Source organism: Salinisphaera sp. T31B1 (assembly GCF_040361275.1).
Lineage (GTDB): Bacteria > Pseudomonadota > Gammaproteobacteria > Nevskiales > Salinisphaeraceae > Salinisphaera.
The window spans coordinates 105,897-126,299 of record NZ_APNH01000002.1 but is presented as its reverse complement, the minus strand read 5'-3'; the positions used below and the strand labels follow the sequence as shown (position 1 = coordinate 126,299).

The 20,403-nt window shown below is 64.3% G+C and carries 21 protein-coding genes and 2 pseudogenes; 17 read left to right on the top strand and 6 right to left on the bottom strand.

The window, feature by feature from the left end:
* Window positions 1-54 precede the first annotated feature (54 nt).
* Complete coding sequence (locus tag T31B1_RS07525; protein WP_353248878.1) at window positions 55-846, top strand: DUF3750 domain-containing protein; 792 nt, start codon at window positions 55-57, stop codon at window positions 844-846.
* On the opposite strand, the gene T31B1_RS07520 is transcribed toward T31B1_RS07525, so the two are convergent.
* From T31B1_RS07520 to T31B1_RS07510, 3 genes are all read right to left on the bottom strand, one after another.
* On the bottom strand, window positions 843-1,259 hold the full coding sequence (locus tag T31B1_RS07520) for a VOC family protein (protein WP_353248877.1): 417 nt from the start codon (window positions 1,257-1,259) through the stop codon (window positions 843-845). The two genes, T31B1_RS07525 and T31B1_RS07520, sit on opposite strands and share 4 nt — an antisense overlap.
* A 29-nt stretch (window positions 1,260-1,288) precedes the next feature.
* On the bottom strand, window positions 1,289-2,122 hold the full coding sequence (locus T31B1_RS07515; protein ID WP_353248876.1) for an aldo/keto reductase: 834 nt from the start codon (window positions 2,120-2,122) through the stop codon (window positions 1,289-1,291).
* Window positions 2,123-2,304: 182 nt separating this feature from the next.
* Window positions 2,305-3,483, bottom strand: coding sequence for an acetyl-CoA C-acetyltransferase (locus T31B1_RS07510; RefSeq protein WP_353248875.1), 1,179 nt, complete (start codon window positions 3,481-3,483; stop codon window positions 2,305-2,307).
* Between the two features lie 116 nt (window positions 3,484-3,599).
* Here T31B1_RS07510 and T31B1_RS07505 point away from each other — a divergent pair, with 116 nt between their 5' ends.
* The 3 genes from T31B1_RS07505 to T31B1_RS07495 all read left to right on the top strand — a co-directional run bounded on the left by T31B1_RS07505 (window position 3,600) and on the right by T31B1_RS07495 (window position 6,188).
* Window positions 3,600-3,914, top strand: a complete 315-nt coding sequence (locus tag T31B1_RS07505; protein WP_353248874.1) for an MGMT family protein — start codon at window positions 3,600-3,602, stop codon at window positions 3,912-3,914.
* Window positions 3,915-3,960: 46 nt separating this feature from the next.
* On the top strand, window positions 3,961-4,728 hold the full coding sequence (locus T31B1_RS07500) for an SDR family NAD(P)-dependent oxidoreductase (RefSeq protein WP_353248873.1): 768 nt from the start codon (window positions 3,961-3,963) through the stop codon (window positions 4,726-4,728).
* 83 nt (window positions 4,729-4,811) lie between these two features.
* Window positions 4,812-6,188 (top strand): PQQ-dependent sugar dehydrogenase, encoded by a 1,377-nt coding sequence (locus T31B1_RS07495; RefSeq protein WP_353248872.1) that lies wholly within the window; start codon window positions 4,812-4,814, stop codon window positions 6,186-6,188.
* Window positions 6,189-6,290: 102 nt separating this feature from the next.
* Here T31B1_RS07495 and T31B1_RS07490 read toward each other — a convergent pair whose 3' ends face one another.
* Entirely contained in the window at window positions 6,291-6,761 is a 471-nt protein-coding gene (locus tag T31B1_RS07490; RefSeq protein ID WP_353248871.1) for a hypothetical protein, read from the bottom strand.
* A gap of 6 nt (window positions 6,762-6,767) precedes the next feature.
* Here T31B1_RS07490 and T31B1_RS07485 point away from each other — a divergent pair, with 6 nt between their 5' ends.
* From T31B1_RS07485 to T31B1_RS07425, 13 genes and pseudogenes are all read left to right on the top strand, one after another.
* A complete protein-coding gene (locus T31B1_RS07485) occupies window positions 6,768-7,931 on the top strand; it encodes a TAXI family TRAP transporter solute-binding subunit (protein ID WP_353248870.1) in 1,164 nt (387 codons plus the stop codon).
* A 78-nt stretch (window positions 7,932-8,009) separates the two neighbouring features.
* Entirely contained in the window at window positions 8,010-10,013 is a 2,004-nt protein-coding gene (locus tag T31B1_RS07480) for a TRAP transporter permease (protein WP_353248869.1), read from the top strand.
* A gap of 29 nt (window positions 10,014-10,042) precedes the next feature.
* Complete coding sequence (locus T31B1_RS07475) at window positions 10,043-10,717, top strand: 3-oxoacid CoA-transferase subunit A (RefSeq protein ID WP_353248868.1); 675 nt, start codon at window positions 10,043-10,045, stop codon at window positions 10,715-10,717.
* Entirely contained in the window at window positions 10,714-11,355 is a 642-nt protein-coding gene (locus T31B1_RS07470) for a 3-oxoacid CoA-transferase subunit B (protein WP_353248867.1), read from the top strand. The genes T31B1_RS07475 and T31B1_RS07470 overlap by 4 nt, the downstream gene beginning before the upstream one ends.
* Window positions 11,356-11,373: 18 nt before the next feature.
* Window positions 11,374-12,696 carry a hypothetical protein gene (locus T31B1_RS07465; RefSeq protein ID WP_353248866.1) on the top strand — a complete coding sequence of 441 codons (1,323 nt, stop codon included), beginning with the start codon at window positions 11,374-11,376 and terminating at the stop codon, window positions 12,694-12,696.
* Between the two features lie 60 nt (window positions 12,697-12,756).
* Entirely contained in the window at window positions 12,757-13,710 is a 954-nt protein-coding gene (pip, locus tag T31B1_RS07460; protein ID WP_353248865.1) for a prolyl aminopeptidase, read from the top strand.
* Window positions 13,711-13,791: 81 nt separating this feature from the next.
* The gene (locus T31B1_RS07455; RefSeq protein WP_353248864.1) at window positions 13,792-14,151 is read left to right on the top strand and encodes a putative quinol monooxygenase; all 360 of its coding nucleotides are present in this window, start codon (window positions 13,792-13,794) and stop codon (window positions 14,149-14,151) included.
* A 115-nt stretch (window positions 14,152-14,266) separates the two neighbouring features.
* The gene (locus tag T31B1_RS07450; protein ID WP_353248863.1) at window positions 14,267-15,325 is read left to right on the top strand and encodes an alpha/beta hydrolase; all 1,059 of its coding nucleotides are present in this window, start codon (window positions 14,267-14,269) and stop codon (window positions 15,323-15,325) included.
* 198 nt (window positions 15,326-15,523) lie between these two features.
* Window positions 15,524-16,143: pseudogene (locus T31B1_RS07445) on the top strand (carbonic anhydrase).
* A gap of 58 nt (window positions 16,144-16,201) precedes the next feature.
* Entirely contained in the window at window positions 16,202-16,339 is a 138-nt protein-coding gene (locus T31B1_RS07440) for a hypothetical protein (RefSeq protein ID WP_353248862.1), read from the top strand.
* A gap of 162 nt (window positions 16,340-16,501) precedes the next feature.
* A pseudogene (locus T31B1_RS07435) lies at window positions 16,502-16,666 on the top strand (SulP family inorganic anion transporter); the annotation flags it as partial.
* A 91-nt stretch (window positions 16,667-16,757) separates the two neighbouring features.
* Complete coding sequence (locus tag T31B1_RS07430) at window positions 16,758-17,228, top strand: SulP family inorganic anion transporter (protein WP_353248861.1); 471 nt, start codon at window positions 16,758-16,760, stop codon at window positions 17,226-17,228.
* A 15-nt stretch (window positions 17,229-17,243) separates the two neighbouring features.
* Window positions 17,244-17,687 carry a SulP family inorganic anion transporter gene (locus T31B1_RS07425; RefSeq protein ID WP_353248860.1) on the top strand — a complete coding sequence of 148 codons (444 nt, stop codon included), beginning with the start codon at window positions 17,244-17,246 and terminating at the stop codon, window positions 17,685-17,687.
* Window positions 17,688-17,775: 88 nt separating this feature from the next.
* Here T31B1_RS07425 and T31B1_RS07420 read toward each other — a convergent pair whose 3' ends face one another.
* Both T31B1_RS07420 and T31B1_RS07415 read right to left on the bottom strand, forming a co-directional pair.
* Window positions 17,776-18,246, bottom strand: coding sequence for an EF-hand domain-containing protein (locus tag T31B1_RS07420; protein WP_353248859.1), 471 nt, complete (start codon window positions 18,244-18,246; stop codon window positions 17,776-17,778).
* A 90-nt stretch (window positions 18,247-18,336) separates the two neighbouring features.
* On the bottom strand, window positions 18,337-20,277 hold the full coding sequence (locus tag T31B1_RS07415) for a metallophosphoesterase family protein (protein WP_353248858.1): 1,941 nt from the start codon (window positions 20,275-20,277) through the stop codon (window positions 18,337-18,339).
* Window positions 20,278-20,403 lie beyond the last annotated feature (126 nt).

The following is a 20,403-nucleotide window of genomic DNA, read 5'->3' as shown; positions in this document are numbered from 1 at the left end:
CGCCGTACCGTGCGTGCCGCCTGGTTGGATACGCCGGGCGCTGCGGCGATTATCATGCCTGCCATGAAATGGTTCATGGGATTCGCGCTGCTGTTATTGCTGACCCTGGCCGGGCCGGCGTTCATGGCGACCACCAGCGACGTACGCTTGGGCTCGGCCTGGTATGCGGCCGATCGCAGCAGCGCGGGGCTGGCCCCGGCTGCTGCCACCACGCCCGAGGCTGTCGTTCAGATTTATGCAGCGCGCGCATTCAGCTGGCGCGGTCTGTTTGCAGTACATACATGGGTGGCGACTAAGCGCCGGGATGCAACGGGCTATACCGTGCACGAAGTCACCGGCTGGGCACGGCCGGCACTGAGCTCCGTATCGGCCGTTCCGGATCGCCGCTGGTTCGAAGCCACGCCCGTGGTGCTGGCCGATCTGCGCGGCGCCCGCGCCGAACGGGCCATCGAAGATATCGAGACCGAACTCCCGCTTTACCCGTTCGCACGCGACTATCGCATCTGGCCCGGGCCCAACAGCAACACGTTCACTGCGTGGCTGATCCGGCGTGTGCCGGCGCTGAACGTGGCTTTGCCATCGACCGCGATCGGAAAGGACTTCATCGGCCGCGCCCTTGTAGCCCGCGTACCTAGCGGTAGCGGCTATCAGTTGTCACTCTACGGCGTACTCGGCGTGACCCTTGCCCGCGAAGAAGGCCTCGAGCTCAACCTGTTCGGCCTGGTCTGGGGCATCGACCCATTCGCGCTGGCCATCAAGCTGCCCGGCATCGGTCGCCTGAGCTTTCGTGGCGGACTCGAGCCCAGTGCAGAAACACCGGCAGGCCCGCCCTCCGGCCGGACCTAGTAATTCGGCCAGATACCGGGACTGACGAGCTCCAGCAGATGACCGTCCGGATCCCGGAAATAAAGGCTCGTTGCCCCTTTGGGCCAACGGGTATGCCCTTCGACGGCCACGCCGTGCGCTTTGAGCTGCGCCTGCCAGGCGTGCAGATCGTCATCCGCCACGGCCAGCGCGACATGCTGTCGGCCGCTGCCATCGTGAGGCGGAATCGTGCCCATGTTCCGGGGCAGCACGACCGTGTCACCGGTTTCGCCCCGCGCGAAGATCAGCAGCATGCTCGAACCCACCGGATAGGCAGTGAAACGATGATCGGCGGTATGCGCGCGCAGTCCCAGCACCTGTTCGAAAAATCGCCGCGCCGCGGCCATGTCGCACGTGTACAGCACGGTTTCGACGATGCCCTTGAGTTCCGGCATGAACGGTCTGCCCGAGGTCCGCAGCGGGTCTAGTAGATCTGCAGCGACGTCGGGCCGGCTGGCGGTGCGTATAGGCGATCCAGTTCGGCCAGATCCTCGGCAGACAGTTCGATCTCGAGCGCGCGGGCATTCTCGATCACGCGTTCGCGGCTTGCCGATTTCGGAATCGGCAGTACACGGTCACGGGACAACAACCACGCCAGTGCCGCCTGGCCGGGAGTCATGTCGCGGGCACGCGCAAACGCGTTCAACGCCGGATCGCGTATCAGATCGCCCCCGTCGAACGGCGAGTAGGCCATGGTCGCCAGCCCCCGTTCGTCAAGCCACGGCAGCAGCTCCCATTCGATACCGCGCTGCGCCAGGTTGTAGAGCAGCTGATTGACCTGGATCGCCTCCCCGCCGGGCGTATCGACGAACGCGCGCGTGGCCGCCAGATCCAGATTGCTGATCCCGAAGTGGCGGATCTTGCCCTCGGCCTGGAGTCGTTCGAAGGCTTCGATCGTCTGTGCGTAAGGCACACCGCCCTGCCAGTGCAGCAGATACAAATCCAGGTGATCGGTGCCCAGGCGAGCGAGACTGGCTTCACAGGCTGCGCGGGCCGCCTCGCGGCCGGCGTTCGACGGCAGGACCTTGCTCACCAGGAATACCTCGTCGCGTCGGTTGGCGATGGCCCGGCCGACCAGTCGTTCGGCACGGCCGTTGCCATACATCTCTGCGGTGTCGATCAGCGACATGCCGTGATCGATGCCGGCCTGGAGCGCGGCGATCTCCTGCTCGCGCACGTCCGGATCGTCGCCGAGATACCACGTGCCCTGGCCCAGCGCCGGTACGCACTCACCACAGGGCAACATCAGCTGTTTCATGCCGGTTCTTGGCTGGAGAGTCTGGGCTGCCAGACTACCAGCACGCGCTGAAAAAACGCAGACAGACGGCACCGGGCCAACTTGCGACTTTCCCTGCGCCCCGGGCCCGGCGATGGCCTGCCGGGCGTCGGAACACAACCCCGGGATTGGATCTCGGCTCGAGCGGCCGTCGTCGCCCGCGGCTACAGCCGTTCGATGATCGTCACGTTTGCCATGCCGCCGCCTTCGCACATGGTCTGCAGCCCGTAACGGCCGCCGTGACGATGCAGGCCGTGCACGAGCGTGGCCATGAGCTTGGTTCCCGAAGCACCCAGCGGATGGCCGAGCGCGATCGCCCCGCCATGGATATTCATGCGGGCCGGATCCGCCCCGGTGGCCGCCAGCCATGCCAGCGGGATCGATGCGAAGGCCTCGTTGACCTCGAACAGATCGATGTCGTCAATGCCCAGGCCCGTCTTGTCGAGCGCGTTGACGGTGGCCGGCAGCGGCGCCTCGAGCATGACCACCGGGTCGTGCCCCAATACGCTCATGTGATGAATGCGTGCCAGCGGCTCCACGCCCAATAGCTTGAGCCCGCGCTCGTTGACCACCATCACGCCACTGGCCCCGTCGCAAATCTGGCTCGCCGTTGCGGCACTGATGCGTCCGCCCTCTGCCAGCAGTTTAACGCTGGCGATCGAAGACAACGTCGCGTCGGCCCGTATGCCTTCGTCGACCGTATGCATGCCGCCGACATTGGCATCGGCGTCTCTTGCCTCGACCGGCAGAATCTCGGCGGCGAAGGCGCCGTCTTCGGTCGCACGCTGGGCACGTCGGTGGCTCTCCAGCGCAAAGGCATCGAGCGCATCACGTGTCAGATCGTACTTCTCGGCGACCATTTCGGCGCCCTGAAACTGGCTGAACATCGCCACGTCCGGGTAGCGGCGGCCGATGTTCGGGCTCATGTAAGTGCCCAGCTTCGCCTGGCTGGCCAGCGTCACCGGGCTGCCCATCGGCACGCGGCTCATGCTCTCCACGCCGCCGGCAATGACGATATCGTGGGTGTTCGACATCACCGCCTGCGCGGCGAAGTGCAGACATTGCTGGGACGAGCCGCACTGCCGGTCGACACTCGTGCCAGGTACCGATTCGGGCAGCGACGAGCCCAACACTGCATTGCGGGCGACATTCGCCGCCTGTTCCCCGACCTGGCCGACACAACCGAGAATGACGTCGTCCACGGCTGCCGGATCGACGCCGGTCTGGGCGACCAGTCCGTCGATCAGCGCTGCGCCCAGGTCCACCGCATGCCAACCCGACAGCAACCCGTTGCGCCGGCCTCCCGCGGTACGCAGGGCAGACACGATATAGGCTTCGGACATCAGCACACTCCAACGAGAACGAGACAGACGAATCTTTTGCCAGTGCCGTCCGACAATGTAAAGCTGGGCCATCCGTCTTTTAAGCACGACGGCCGGCTACCCGCCGGCCACTTCCGATGTCCGAGCCTTCCAGCCACCAGGCCATCTTCGAGATCGTCGCCGCGATTCCGTACGGGCGCGTGACCACGTACGGCCAGATTGCGCGCCTGGCCGGCCTGGCGGGTCAGGCGCGTCTGGTCGGCTACGCGCTGCATCGCTGCCCGCCTGGTCTGCCCTGGCACCGCGTGATCAATGCGCGCGGCCAGATATCGCTGCCTTGCGAAAGTACTTCGGCGTTGACCCAGCGCCGACGTCTGATCGAGGAAGGCGTGCGGTTTAGCGGCCAACGCGTCGATCTGTCCGTCTACGGATGGGACGGCGTACCGGCTTGAGCCGATTTCGGCTCGTTATGATTCATCGACAAAAACGGGAGAATCCATGCAACTCAACGACAGCTGTTTCCTGATCACCGGCGGGGGCTCAGGCCTCGGTGCTGCCAGCGCCCGCATGCTGGTCGACGGCGGCGCGCGGGTGGTACTCGCCGATGTCAACGCCGAAGCCGGCGGCCAGACCGCCGAATCGCTGGGGGCCGCGGCCCGCTTCGTACCCTGTGACGTCACCCGCGCCGAAGATGGCCAAGCGGCGGTGGCCGCCGCACGTGAACACGGGGGCGGCCTGCACGGGCTGCTCAACTGTGCCGGTATCGGTATTCCCGGCAAGGTGCTGGGGCGCGACGGCCCGCACGACCTGGATCGCTTTGCCAAGGTCATCCAGATCAATCTGATCGGCAGCTTCAACATGATCCGTCTGGCAGCCGAGGCGATGGCCGCCGGAGACGCAGACAAGAACGGCGAACGCGGTGTGATCATCAATACCGCGTCGGTCGCCGCCTTCGAGGGCCAGATCGGTCAGGCGTCGTATTCGGCGTCCAAAGGCGGCATCGTCGGCATGACGCTACCCATTGCCCGAGAGATGGCCCGGCATGGCATTCGCGTGATGACGATCGCCCCGGGGCTGTTCGATACGCCCATGATGGCCGAGCTGCCCGAGGACGTCCGCGAATCGCTCGGCGCGATGGTGCCGTTTCCGTCGCGTCTGGGAAAGCCGGACGAATATGCACGCATGGCACGCGACATCATCGAGAACCCGATGCTGAACGGCAGCACCATCCGGCTCGACGGCGCTATCCGCATGCAGCCCAAGTAAGGCGTCGTCCAGGCAAGGCGCGGCGCGCCGGCTGGTCCGGCTGCGCTATGATCCAGCCCTGGTCACCTCTCCGGTCGTCCGCCATGCCCGCTGTTGTGTCTTGTCGTCGCCCAGCCCTGCTGACCGGCCTGCTGCTGCTGGCCGCCTGCAGCCACCAGGCTCAGCTGGACATCGCCGCGGGGACAGGGCCGACCCCGATCCTGCCGGAGCCTCGCACGTCGCTGATACCCACGGTCAACATCGCGCCGGCACGAGGCTGGGCCGACGGCGAAAAGCCCAAGCCTGCCGCCGGGCTGTCGGTGACGCCCTTCGCGACGGATCTGGACCATCCGCGCTGGCTTTTCGTGCTGCCGAACGGCGATGTACTGGTGGCCGAGACCAATGCGCCGGCGCGCCCCCGAGACGCCACGGGCATTCGAGGCTGGGTTCGGAAGAAGATCATGGCGCGCGCCGGCGCCGGCGGAGCCAGTGCCAATCGCATCACCCTGCTGCGCGACACGGACGACGACGGCGTCGCCGACGAGCGTCACGTGTTTCTCTCCGGACTGAACGCTCCGTTCGGCATGGCGCTGGTTGACCAGCGATTCTATGTCGCCAATACCGACCGTCTGGACGTCTACGCCTACGAGTCCGGGCAGACGCGGATCACCGATACGCCCACCCTGGTGAGCCGGCTGCCGGCCGGAGCGATCAACCACCACTGGACCAAGAACGTCATCGCCGACCGCGATACGCTATATGTCACGGTCGGCTCCAACAGTAATGCCGCCGAAAACGGCCTGGCCGTGGAACAGGGCCGCGCCGCGATCTGGGCGATCGACCGCGTTACCGGAGCCTACCGGCTGTTCGCCACCGGCCTGCGCAATCCCAATGGCATGGCGTTCGTGCCCCAGCCCGACGGCAGTCGGCAACTGTGGACCGTGGTCAACGAACGCGATGAGCTTGGCGGCGATCTCGTGCCGGATTACATGACATCAGTTGTCGACGGTGGATTCTATGGCTGGCCATACAGCTACTACGGCGACCACGTCGACGAACGCGTACAGCCGGCAAACCCCGCCCGGGTCGCCGAGGCGATCGTGCCGGATTATGCGCTGGGCGCCCATACCGCTTCGCTCGGGCTGGCCTATAGCGCAGGCAAGGGGCTGGATGCTTCATTCGGCCCGGGCATGTTCGTAGGCCAGCATGGCTCCTGGAACCGAACGCCCCGCAGTGGTTACCGCGTACTGTTCGTGCCTTTTACCAAGGGCCATCCGGACGGTCCGCCCCGAGTCGTTCTGGACGGCTTCGTCGATGCCAATGGCCACGCCCACGGCCGCCCCGTCGGAGTCGCCATGGATCGCGACGGCGCTGTCCTGGTGGCCGACGATGTCGGCGACACCGTATGGCGCATAAGCGCCCACGAGGCTGAGTCGGACAACGACCCGGCCCGCATGTTGCAGCGCGGCACGAAAAATTGAATTCTCGACCGCACGGCAGCCCGGCCTAGCGAAAATCGTCAGGCATGGCGTTTCGCTTAGCGGTATAAGGTTCCACCGAAAAGCGTCGTGCCCCGCCATATTTCAAACAGATGGCAGCGACGTGCGGCCCCAGCTCTTTTTGGCTGCAGTTTGTACCACTTTGAGCACGGCTCGAGCGGCACTCCATTGTATTTCAATTTTCGCTGCTTCAACCGGCGCCAACGCCTTTGACAACGGGGCCGGATGCGCTTTCAGCATGGTGGTATTCTGTATACGAAACCAGCCATGCCGGCTGATTTCGTATTTATTTAATCTTAATTCGCCCTGCTTATCATTTCGTTTATTTACTCCCGTGTTTTTCATGATTTTTACGACCCAAAGCCGCGGCTGGAGCGATTCATATGACATGTTTTGTGCGCAAAGAAAAACCTGTTGACGCCAGTTAGACGCCGGATTAGGCTTGCACGCGTTCTGATTACGGGGACCTTCGATAGGGACTTTTTCAATCGACTGCTGACAGTCGTAATTTTTTACAATTCCCCTTCTCGAAAAACCAAACTTAGGAGACTCCACGCCATCATGATCGTGCAACGTTTTCTGCGGCCGCTTACGGCTTCCGCACTGGTGGCCGCGTGCGCGCTGTCATCGCTTTCGGCAGCCCATGCGGCCGACACCGACCAGACCAAGCCGGATCTGCCCCGCTCGATGACCTGGTCGTCCTACGACGTCGGCTCTGCCGGCTATGCAGAAGCCTCGGCGATCGCCGACGCCTTCGGCCGCAAATACGGCACCCGTATCCGTATCCAGCCGTCGGGTTCGGCCATCGGCCGTCTGCAGCCTTTGCTGCTTGGGCGTGCCGAGGTGGGTTATCTCGCCACCGAGACCTTCTTCGCTTCCGAAGGCGCGGCGGATTTCGCCACGCGCCGCTGGGGGCCGCAGGACCTGCGCGCCGTGGCGGGCCGTCCGTCGTCGTTCGGCGTATTCACGGCCAAGGACGCTGGCATTGAGTCGCTCAAGGATCTCAAGGGCCATCGTTTCGCTTATGTCGCCGGCAACCCGTCGATCAACGTCAAATGCGATGCGTTCCTGGCGTTCGCCGGCCTGACCCGCGACGACGTAGAGCCCGTGATGTTCCCGACCTACAACGCCGCGATGAGCTCGCTGGCGCAGAATCAGGCGGACGCATCGTGCACGACGACTACGCCCAGTCAGGTCTACGAACTCGCCGAGTCGCCGCGTGGCATTCGCTGGCTGGAAGTCGACCCGAACGATAAGGCCGGCTGGGACCGTCTCAAGAAGGTGGCTCCGTTCTTCCAGCCTTATCGCGAAACCATCGGCGCGGGGCTGAGCGAGGACAATCCGGTCGATATACTGGCGTATCGCTATCCGGTTCTGACCGTCAAGGCGGACACCGATGACGATTTCGTCTACAACTTCATCAAGGCACTCGATCAGGCCTATCCGATGTACAAGGATGGCACCTCGGTGATGAAACGCTGGAAGCTCGATCGCGCGGGCACTCCGCCGATTGACGTCCCCTTTCACCCGGGCGCGATCAAGTATCTGAAGGAAAAAGGCATCTGGACCGATGAAATGCAGGCTTGGAACGATCAGCGCTTGGCGCGTCTGAACGCACTCAAGGCTGCCTGGAAAGACGCCGTCGCCGAAGGCGAAGGCAAGAGCGACGAGGCTTTCGCCGATATCTGGGCCAAGCATCGTCAGCAGGCCATCGACTCGCTCTAGCGATCGGCGGCATGTGAGTCGGCCGGGTCCACTGCGGGCCCGGTCGACTCTTTTTCAAACTGTCGGAGTATCGTGATCATGGCTTCGAAACCCCTATCCGCGACCGAGATCTCGCTGGCTGCCGAAAAATCCGCCAGCCGTCTGCGTGGCGTGTCCTATTGGACGGTACTGGCACTGGGCACCATCGGCCTGCTGCTGACCATCAACCAGACGTTCACTCTGGGCCTGGCCGGCTTTCAGCCGTTGGGCAACTCGTTTCTGTACTATCTGATCGGGATATTCCTGGCGGCGACCTTTCTGTATTACCCGGCCTGGGACGGCGCCAAGGGGCACGTTCCGCTGTATGACTGGGTGTTGGCGGTCGCTGCCATCGTGCCGGCAATCTATCTCGGCCAGCACGGTCTGCAGATCATTCAGGAAGGCTGGGATTTCTCGGCGCCGATCGAAGCCACCATCGCCTCCGGGGTCATGCTCGCACTGATTCTGGAAGGCACGCGTCGATGTGGCGGCTTTCCGCTGCTCATGGTCGCGCTGCTGTTCGGCACGTTTCCGCTGTATGCCGATCACATGCCCGGCTTTCTCTGGGGCACCCAGTACGGGTTCGGTGAGACCATTCGGGCCCACGTGCTCGGTGTGGAGTCGGTCATCGGCATCCCGATGCAGGTGGTTGCCAATCTGGTGATCGGCTTCGTGGTGTTCGGCGCGGCCTTGACCGTGACCGGCGGCGGCGATTTCTTCATGGATTTCGCCATGGCCCTGATGGGCCGCAGCCGCGGTGGTCCGGCGAAAGTCTCGGTCCTGTCCAGCGGCATTCTGGGCAGCCTGTCGGGCAGCGTGATCTCGAACATCCTGACCACCGGCCCGATCACCATTCCGACCATGAAACGCTCGGGTTATCCACCCCATTACGCAGGGGCGATCGAAGCCTGTGCGTCGACCGGTGCCACCCTGATGCCCCCGGTCATGGGCGCGGTGGCCTTCATCATGGCCTCGTTCTTGAGCGTTCCCTACTCCGAGGTCATGATTGCGGCGTTCTTGCCGGCGCTGCTGTTCTATCTGGCCCTGCTGTTCCAGGTCGATGCCTATGCCGCCCGCCGCGGGCTTATCGGCATGCCGGAATCCGAGATTCCCAAGGTCTGGGACACGCTCAAGGTGGGCTGGCCGTACCTATTCAGTCTGGCAATGCTGATCTACATGCTGCTTTTCATGCGGCTGGACGCCTATGCGCCCTATTACGCGACGGCCGTGTTGCTGGTAATCGCCGTCTTCAAGAAGAGCCACCGGCTCAACTGGGACCGGCTGCAATATCTGCTGCTCAACCTGACCAGCAGCGTGGCCAATCTGGTTTCGATTCTGGCCGGCATCGGTCTGGTCGTGGGCGGGTTGTCCTATACCGGCGTGGCCGGTGCGTTTTCGCGCGAGCTCCTGCTCTATGCTGACGGCAGCATCCCGCTGATGCTCGCCGCGGGTGCAGTGACCAGCTTCGTGCTGGGCATGGGCATGACAGTGAGCGCCTGCTATATCTTCCTGTCGATTCTGCTGGCCCCGGCGCTGGTCCAGGCCGGGCTCAATCCGCTGGCCAGCCATCTGTTCATCCTCTACTGGGGGATGATGTCCTACATCACGCCGCCGGTGGCATTGGCGGCGATCACCGCGTCGGGCGTGGCCAAGTCCAACGCCACCCGGACCGGGCTGTACGCCATGCGTCTGGGCAGCGTGCTGTTCGTGCTGCCGTTCCTGTTCGTGACCAACCCGGCACTGATCCTGCAGGGCGATATCTGGCATATCGTCCCGTCGGCGATCACGGCTGTCGTCGCCGTGTGGATGGTCGCCGCCGCGCTGGAGGGCTATCTCTACCGGGTCGGCTCGATCAACATGGCGATGCGCTTCGTGGTGTTGGCCGCCGGCGCCGGGTTGATCTATCCCGAGGGCTACAGCGATCTCATCGGCTTTGCCATCATCGCGCTGATCTATATCGCCGACTTCGCCCTCGGCGGGCGGCTCGGCTCCAAGGCTTCGCAGCGCCTGGCCGAGGAAAAAGCCGAACGACAGGCCGCCGAGGACCAGCCGGTCTCGCCCTGACACAGTGTTCAAGAGCGTAAGGAATATCGATGATTGATAAACGAGTGGCCTCCATGGCCGAGGCGATCGCCGGGGTCAAACCCGGCGACGCAGTGATGATCGGTGGGTTCGGCAGTTCGGGTATTCCCTTCGAACTGATCGAGGCGCTGCGTGTTCACGGCGCCGACGATCTGACCATCATCTCCAACAATGCCGGCGTAGCCGAACAGGGCATTGCCGCCCTGCTACGGGATCGCCTGGTGTCCAAGGTGGTGTGCAGTTACCCGCGCTCGCAGGGTTCGATCTGGTTCGAACGTCTGTTCGAGGAAGATGCCATCGAGCTGGAGCTCATCCCGCAGGGCACGTTCGCCGAACGCATGCGTGCTGCTGGCGCAGGTCTGGGCGGCTTCTTCACACCGACCGGCTATGGCACCAAGATGGCCGACGGCAAGGAGACCCGCGAGATCGACGGGCGCGGTTACGTCTTCGAATATCCGCTGGCCGCGGAATTCGCGCTGGTCAAGGCCCACAAGGGCGACCGCTGGGGAAACCTGGCTTATAACTCGGCCGGCCGAAACTTCAACCCGGTGATGGCCATGGCTGCCACGGTCACCGTCGCCGAAGTCGAACATATCGTCGAACTCGGCGAACTGGATCCGGAAAGCGTGGCCACGCCCGGCGTGTTCGTCGACCGTGTCGTCGCCCAGGAAGGGAGCCTTACGTGAACAGCCTCACCCCCCCACAGATGGCCGAACGACTGGCACTGGATATTCCGGATGCCAGCTATGTGAACCTGGGCATCGGCATGCCCGTGATGGTTGCCAACTACGTGCCGGAAGGCCGCGAGGTGATCTATCACAGCGAGAACGGCATTCTCGGTGTCGGCCCGACGCCGGCGCCGGGGACCGAGGACCCGGACCTGATCAACGCCGCCAAGCAGTATGTCACCCTGATCAAGGGCGGCTGCTATTTCGATACGGCCGACTCGTTCGCCATGATGCGCGGCGGCCATCTGGATATCGCGGTGCTGGGCGGCTTCCAGGTATCGGCCACCGGCGACCTGGCCAACTGGGCGACCGATAACGAAAAGTATCCGCCGGCCGTCGGCGGTGCGATGGATCTGTCGGTCGGCGCCAAGGCGGTCTATGTGCTGATGCGCCACACCACCAAGGATGGCCAGCCCAAGATTCTGGACCAGTGCACCTACCCGTTGACCGGCACCGGCGTGGTCAAGCGTATCTATACCGATCTGGCCGTGATCGAGGTCGTCGACCAGGGCCTTCGCGTGGTGGAACTGTTCGAAGGCAACACCTTCGACGACGTGCAGGCCGTTACCGGCACCAAACTGCTGCCGGCACGCTAGACGGCTCGCCCGATCACCGTGCAGGGTACGACAGGCAAGGCCAGCGCGCGCAGCGCGCTGGCCTATCTCGTGGTGCTGTCGGGCGTAATCGGCATCACGCCGCTACCCGCATTGATCGGTGCGCCCGCCGCGGTGCTGGCCATCGGCCTGGCCTGGAGCACGCTCAAGCCTATTCCGAGGGTGCTGATCTGCCTGGTAGTGGTTATCGCCATTGCGACCCTGGTCTTCCAGCCGGCCACGCTCATGCCGGCCGCCACGACACTCACGCGCCTGGCCTCGCTGCTGATTACCGTGATGCTGCTTGCCGCGGTGCTTTCACGCTCACGTCATCTGGCGATTCTGTCCGAGCATCTGTTTGCCGGGCATGCGCTGACACGCTACCTGAGCATTACCTTCGGCAGCCTGTTTCTGGCTGTGCCCATGAATTTCGGCTCGGTGAGCGTCATCGGTACGCTCGTCGGACGCGAGATCCGTACCCACGGTGATTCGCCGGGCACCCGCAACGCGGCCCGCGCGGTGCTGCGCGGCTTCGGCTCGGCCTCGCTCTGTTCGCCGCTGTCGATCGCGGTCGTGCTGACCCTCACCCTGGTTCCCGGTATTCACGGCTGGCAGCTGATCAGCCTGACCTTTCCCCTGGCCGCTGCCTATCTACTGCTCGGCACGGTGTTCCGCGAAGCCGAGCCGGCAACCGATATCCCGCGCACACGTCTGGACGGCTTCAGCGTATTGCGCGCCTGGCTGTTCTTCGCATTGTGTATCGGCCTGATCTGCCTGGGCACCTATGTGCTGCGCACGGTCACCGACATCGCCTATGCGCGTGCGGTCACCACCAGCTGTCTTGTTATCGTGGCCATCGGCATCCTGGCCACCCCCGGCCGTCCGCGGTTCCCGGCGCTGGATAACATCGGCAACGAACTGGCCATCATCGGCGGGTCGGCTTTCATCGGCTCTGCGGTCAGCGGGTTCGTCTCGACATGGGTCGGGGTGGGCTTCGATCTGCCCGGCGTGCTGCTGCCCCTGATCGCCTTGAGTGTTCCCTGGCTGTTGTTCGGGGGCGGCATGCTGGGGGTGAACCCGATCATCGGCGTGACGCTGATCGGCGGCCTGGCCAGCCAGCTCTGGCCGGCCGATGCCGGGCTGGGTCTGGCTGTGGCAATGGTCTGCGGCTGGGGGCTGACGATTGCAGGCACGCCCTATTCCGCAAACGCCCTGCTCATTCAGCGACTGACCGGCTACGACAACCGGCTGGTATCCGTGGTCTGGAGCGGGCGGCTGTCACTTTGTGCGCTCACCCTCGCCTCGCTGTTGGCCGCCTCACTGACCTGGGGACTGATGCCCTGAACCTGCTGGCAGACGTATGTGCAGCTGATAGCCTGTCGCTTTTGCACCGGCCGATCGCCCATGAACGATGACCACCGCTCGCTGTACCCGCCGATCGAGCCCTTCGACAGCGGCATGCTCGCCGTATCCGAACGCCACACGCTGTACTACGAACAGTGCGGCAATCCGCACGGCAAGCCGGTCGTGTTCTTGCATGGCGGCCCCGGCGGCGGCGCCGGGCCGACCAGTCGCCGTTTCTTCGACCCGGCACACTACCGGATCGTGCTGTTCGACCAGCGCGGCTGTGGACGTTCCACCCCGCATGCAGAACTGACCGACAACACCACCTGGGATCTCGTCGAAGACATTGAACGCCTGCGCGCGGATCTGCAGATCGAAGCCTGGCAGGTCTTCGGCGGCTCTTGGGGATCGACGCTCGCCCTGGCCTATGCACAGACCCATCCCGAACGCGTGACCGAACTGGTGCTACGCGGCATTTTCATGCTCCGTCGAGCAGAAATGCTGTGGTTCTACCAGCAAGGCGCCAGCGCAATCTTTCCCGACGCCTTCGAGGCCTATCGCGATTTCATTCCTGCAGTCGAGCGTGGCGACATGATGGGCGCCTATTACCGCCGGCTGACCAGCGACGACCCAGAGCTCCAGCGGGCCGCCGCGCGTGCCTGGGCCAGTTGGGAAGGCGCAACCAGTTTCATTCGTCCCAACCGCGGCTATATGGACACCACGGCCGGCGATCGCTTTGCGTTGGCCTTTGCCCGGATCGAATGCCACTACTTCGTTCACGGCGGGTTCTTCGAATACGACGACCAACTGCTGCGTCAGGTCGAACGTATCCGGCATATCCCCGCGACCATCGTGCACGGCCGCTACGATGTCGTCTGCCCGCTGGCCAACGCCTGGGATCTACATCGCGCCTGGCCGGAAGCGGACCTGCGCATCACCCCGGATGCCGGGCATTCGGCATTCGAAGCCAGCAATCGGTCGGCTCTGATCGAAGCCACCGATCGCTATCGATAGCCCGCCGTGATTCGCGGCTTGCGAGGCCGGTCCTGCGGTGGGCTATGCTGGCCGCTCGATCTGCTATCCACGAGAGCCCACATGAGCCACGACAACTGTTGTTCAATCGCCCCTTATTTCAACGTACCCGAGCAGCGCATGGACGAGTTCAAGGCGCTCGTCGGCCGGTTCGTCGAGGCCAGCGCCAAGGAGCCGGGCTGTCTGTATTACGGCTTTCTCTTCGACGGCCAGACGGCGACCTGCCGGGAAGGTTATGACGGCGCGGACGGCGTGCTCGCCCATCTGGACAATGTCGGCGAGTTGTTCACACAGGCCCAGCAGATCGCCGAACTGACGCGGATGGAAGTCCACGGCCCGAAAGCTGAACTCGATCGGTTGCGTGAGCCGTTGTCCGGCATGGCTATCGATTTCTACGAACTCGAGGCTGGCTTTCGAAACTGACAACGACCAGGGCCGCAGCCCCGGCAAGCACTCGATATATCCGCTAGACTCATCTGACAACGAGGCTGGTCAGTTGTGACCGGCCGATGCTCAGACGATCAATACGAGGGTTTGCATGGGTGGAGAATCGTTTTCGCAACGGGTGGAGAGCGGCTTCGCACGCGGATTGATGCGGCTGCCGGCCGGCCTTCTGCGGGTGCTCGCCGGTCGGCCGCTGGTCCGCGACGGCCAGACGCTGGACATACAAACCCAGCTTCTGCTCAAACTGCAACGCCTGCGCGGTGCGGACAGGCTGGGCGGCGGTACGCCGGGCGAAGAGCGGCACACGATGGATGCCCAGTGTCGGGTACTCGCGCCCGCGCCCGATTCCCCGGTGACGACCACCGACATCCAGGTGGCCGGCGCCGGAACGACGATCCCCGCCCGTGTCTATCGCCCGAGCGGCTGCGGGGACTCGGCGCCCGGCCTGGTGTTCTATCACGGTGGCGGGTTCGTACTCGGCTCGCTGGATTCACACGACGGAATCTGCCGTGTACTGGCCGAGCGCGCCGGCTGTGTCGTGGTTTCCGTGGACTATCGCCTGGCCCCCGAGCATCCGGCGCCCACAGCACTGGACGATTCGGTCGCCGCGTTCCGGGATATCGCCGAACGGGCCACTGAATGGTCCATCGATCCGGCACGCTTGGCGGTCAGCGGAGACAGCGCCGGTGGCAACCTTGCGGCCGGGGTCGCCCAGGCCACGCGGGACGACAGGCTCGCGCCGTGCTTTCAACTGTTGTACTACCCCGCCGTCGATTTCACCCGCGATCGTGAATCGGTTCTCCTCTTCGCCGAGGGCTTTCTTCTGGAAAAAAGCTCGATGGATTGGTTTCGCGGTCACTATATTCCGGACGGGTTCGACAATGCCGATCCACGGGTGTCGCCGATCTTCGGTCCACTGGCCGGCGTGGCCCCAGCGCTGGTGATCACCGGCGGATTCGACCCCCTGCGCGACGAAGGCGAAGACTACGCCGCCGCACTCGCAGCGGCAGGCGTGTCCGCGCGGGCCCGACGTATGCCGACCATGATCCACGGGTTTCTGAATTTCGCCGGGGCGGTAGACGGTGCCATGGCAGGCCTGGCCGAAGGCGCACACGCACTGGCCCAGGCCTGGGCTGCCGATGGCGGCCGCTGATACTCGCGCTCACTGCACCACAGCCACGAAGAATTTTGCTGACGCTGTGTAAATTGCTGAACTTGCCGATTTTTATCGGTCGGCAATGGTGATATCCGACGGTCGTTCGTGGCCGTCGGTCTTTTGCGGGAGGCCGCCTGGCGGTCCGCCGAACAACGAGGAGTCGTTGTCACTGGTGACCAGCAAAAGCAAATCATCATGCAATTCTGTGACCGGCTGCTTCTGGAAAACCGGGCCTGGGCGGACGAAATGCGGGCGCGAGATCCGGATTTCTTTGCCCGTCTGAACCACCGCCAGTCCCCGCAGGCGCTGTGGATCGGCTGTTCGGATAGCCGCGTGCCGCCCGAACAGCTATGCAACGCCGCACCGGCCGATCTGCTCATCCATCGCAATGTAGCCAATCTCGCCGCCCGCGACGACACGGCTTCATGAGCGTGCTCGAGTACGCAGTGTCCGTGCTCGCCGTGCCGCAACTCGTGATCTGTGGCCATACCGGCTGTGGCGGCGTGGCGGCCGCCTGTGCATGCGAGCCGACCGCGCTGAGGCCTGTCGATGCGCATATCACGCCCCTGCGTGCGCTCTACGACGCCCATCGCGGGGAACTGGCAAGTATCGAACCCTTTACCGCTCGTATCGATCGTCTGGTGCAACTGAACGTCATGGCCCAGGCAGAGGCGCTCGCAGCGCTATCCGTCATTCGCGAGGCCGCGTCGCCGCCCCGGCTGCATGGCCTGATCGATACCACCGTGTCCGGCCTGCTCGAAACCGTTTGCGAGCACGCCGACGACGTGCGCACGCCCGTGGCCGTCGCCGCCTGAATCAACGTTTCTGACGTACTTACCATGGGCCCGCTGCGGCCCGGCTGCGAGATTATTGATGTTCTCAACCAAACCCTTGCTCGATACGCGTTATCTGGGCCGCGATCTGCGCGCCGGCATGGTGGTGTTCTTGGTGGCGATTCCTCTATGCCTTGGCATCGCGATCGCCCCCGGCGCGCCCCCTGTTTCGGCCTGATTGCCGGCATGGTCGGCGGGCCGGCCGTATCCGTTGCCAGCGGCTCCCAGCCAAGCGTGAGCGGTCCGGCCGCGGGGCTGACGGTGATCGTGCTCGGTGCGATCGACCAGTTCGGCTATGGCGGCCCGCTGTTCGCGACCGTGATCGCCGGCGCTTGCTCAGCTGGCGTTTGGCCTGCTCAGGCTTGGCGGCATCGGCGCCTTCATACCCAGCGGTGTCATCAAGGGCATGCTGACTGCTATCGGCCTGCTGCTGATCGGCAGCCAGATTCCACTGGCGCTCGGGCATGCCGCAGACAACGATGCCAGTCTGCTCGATCCGCCCAGTCTGGCCGCCGCAATCTCGCCACTAGCGGTCGCGCTGACCGTCATCGGCGTGGCGATTCTCGCCGCCTACGAGAGCGCTTTCGTTACGCGCCGTGCCAGCTCCGCTGGTCCTCGTCGGTCTGGGTATGGCCGTCAGCGCGCTCGCCTCTGGCGCCGACACTGGCCTTGCATTGACCGCCAAACAGCATATTGCCCTGTCGGACCTGGACGGCCCGGGCTCTCTCGTACAGGCCTTGCGCCTGCCGGGTAGGAGTCACTGGAATCAGCCAGAGAACTACCGGGTGGCGGCGACGATCGCCCTGATCTCCAATCTAGAAACGCTGCTCAGCGTGGAGGCCGTCGATGCTATGGATCCACTCGGACGGACCATGCCCGCACACCGGGAACTGGGCGCCCAGGGCATCGGCAATATGGTCAGCGGCCTGCCGATGACGGCCGTGATCGTGCGCAGCTCGGCCAACGTCCAGGCCGGCGGTCGTACGCGACTGTCGAGCTTCTTGCGTGGCGTGCTGCTAACGGCCAGTGTCGCGTTCGCCGCCTTTGCGCTGGAGTGGATACCATAGGCCAGCCTCGCGGCAGTGCTGCTGTTCACCGGCTACAAGCTGACCAGGCCGGCACTGGTCGCGGCCCAGTACCGGCTCGGCCGACAGCGGTTCCTGCCATTCATCGTGACGATCGGCGCGATTCTGGCGACCGATCTGTTACAGGGCGTACTCATCGGGCTGGTCTGCGCGACCTATTTCCTGGTACGTGCCAACTATGGTTCGGCGCTGCGCTTCACCCGGAGCGGGCAACATGCCCTGCCGCGGTTGAACACCGAAGTGTCGTTTCTCAACCGCAACGAACTGCGGCGCTATCTGAGCGGCGTACCCGAAGGCGGCGATTTGATCATCGACGCGAGCCAGTCCCGCTTCATCGATCCGGATATCCGCGAGGATATCCACCGGTTCGTCGATGGGGCCATGCGCGCGGTATCTTGGTCGAGCTACGCCGTTTCGACGGCCGATCGGCGACCTATCTGAATCTTCGGCCGAGCGAAACGCCTGCGCCGAGTATTGCCTGAATGTACGGCCCGTCCACGGACGGTGACCGCCGCCCGTGGACGGGCCGCTAGCGCGACTTCGCGGCCGAGGCGTCCGGCTCGCCGTACGCCTCACGCAGTTCGGCGCCGTCGATGACGCCATCGCCGTTGTCGTCCAGGCGGTCGAAATACGGCGTCATCGCCGCCTGGTACTCGGCCAGCGAGATATCGCCGCTGTCGTCGGCATCGAGATTGGCAAACCATCGGTCCAGCGCGGCCTGGCGGGCACGGCGAACGGCGCGATCATCGGCCTCGGCCGTGCTCGGACGGCTGGCGGCGAGTTCGCCACGATCGAGCACGCCGTTGCCATCGGCGTCGATCGACCGGAACGCGGCCACCTGACCATTGGCCGCCTCCTGGCGACTGATTACATGATCGTCGTTGGCATCCAGCGCGGCCAGACCCGAATCCCCGCTATCGGCTGCGTGAACCGGCGCAGCCGCCCCGATGAGCCCCATGACGATCGCCGTGCGGACGCCGGGAAAGAGGATCGAGCTCATGTCTGTCTCCGTTGAAATATGCACACGGGCGATCGCATCGGCCGCCCGGTGTGAAGACATCCCCGGTGCAAACGCGTTCCCTGTCGCCGGTCAGGTTTCGATCTCGTCGGTTTCGTCAAACGTCACGTCGTGATCGTCGGCACCGAGTTCGCGGATTTCGGTGGGCTGGCCGGCGGAATTGAATCGCACGAAGCCCATGCCAGCTCCATTGACCAGGCGCTCGCCGTGGCTGGCCGGCGACGGTCGTCGCGGGCTGACCCGCATGCGACGCCGTTTGGTGAACCAGTTCAGCGGCGAATATGGCGCATACAGCCAGCGATTGAGCCGATCGAACCAGTCGAGCAGCGTCCGCGGGAATTCATTCTTGATTCCGGAACTGACGATCTGCCAGATACGCTGCCGGTGACGCGCATAGCGCAGCGTCACGTCGTAGACGAACGAATAGTGCACGTCTCCGGACAGCACCGTGAAGTTCTGTGGTGTCCCCCGGTGACGGAAGATGTTGAGCAGCGTATGGGCCGCGCCGGCATGGGCCATCCAGTTCTCGGCGTCGACCATCAGCGGTTTGCCGAACCAGGTGAACACGCGCTGGACGTTCTCGATGAGCTTGACGCCAAAGATCGGCGCAGCAGAGACGATGACCACGCTGTCGCGGCCCATGAAGTTGGCCTGCATGTCCGACAGCGCCTCCCAGTCCATCAGCCCGGACGGGTGTGCCGGGCGCCGCTGCCGGCGCCAGCGGCGGGTGCGCGTATCCAGCACCACCACCGCCGGATCGGTTTCGAGTACGAACCCCCAGTCATGGAATGTAAGCAGCGTATCGACCAGGGCGTCGTGGGTCGGTGGGCCGGGAGCGCGTGCATAGTCGTTGAGCGCCGTATCGACTCGGCCTTCGAACGCCTCGGGCCGATTGCCCCACCCCTGGCAGAGCAGATAGGCGATCAGCGCATTACCGATGATGCGCTTGGAAAACGGGTGCCCGTAGGCGCTGTCCATCCAGAGCCCGGTGAGGTTCCAGTCGTCGGTGATATCGTGATCGTCGAAGATCATTGCCGTGGGGGTGTTCGCCATGATCCGGCGCACCGCCGGCAGTTCGGCGGCGAAGTCGGCGATCACGCCGGCTTCCTCGTCGTAGCGCTCACGTTCTTCGGCGGTCATGTCCGGCGGGGTGTAGCTAAGCTGCCGCCACGGGGCATCCGACCAGCACAGCAGATACATCGCCAGCACTTCGCCGAGGGTGATCAGGTGGTTGCCGGAACTGGCCGAAGTGAATACCGGCTTTTCGGTGCCGCCGAAGAACCGCTCACGCAGCGCATGGCTGGATTTTTCTCGGGGCAGCAGTTCGTCGCGCTGGTAATAACAACGCTCGCAGGCATACAAGCCTGCACTGTCCTCGACCGTCGAGCCCGCCAATTGCTCCGGCCAGAGTTCCAGCCGGCCCACCAGCGTATGAATGGCCCGCAGCATCGGGCCCGCCACGTCGTCGGCATAGATCTGGTCCCCGGTGAGCAGCATCACCGTCGGCCAGCCGGCGCTGTTGCCGCGGCGCTCGCCCAGCCAGCGATCGGCGCGCGCCATGCCGTCGGCCGACGGATGGTGTGGACGCCGACAGGAGCCGTGCAGCACGTTATCCAGCCGTCGCCGCCGAACGAACCGCGGGCGGCGCTCGCCGGCGTAGCACAGACCCGGCTCGGCCTCGGCGAGCGAATACCCGTCGGGGCCCAACCTGAGGTCGTAGCCAATCGCCCGATCGGAGGCCAGATCGGCCAGCCCGGCCCGATCGAAATCGATATCGATCAGCACGATCCATGCTCGTTCGCCCACCCGGATCGAGCGCGCGTGATCGGCCAGATCCACCACATCGTCGGGCGTGTGCTGGTCGCCGTCGTCCGCCCGGTACAGCGCCAGCTGCAACGTCAGCGGCCGGCTCGTGGCCAGCCACAGCACCATCCGACGCGCGCCCACGCGGCGCAGAATCGGCCCGGCCAATACATCCGGCAGGCACGACGAGGGTTCACGCGATTGATTCATGAGCCGATTGTACTGAGCACAACCGATTTTGCTATCGCAGCGTCGTCAGTGAAGCAGTTGGTGAACTTCAGGCGCTATTGACGGCCACCACAGCGCGGCTTACTTTTAAGCCAATGCTAAGTTTTA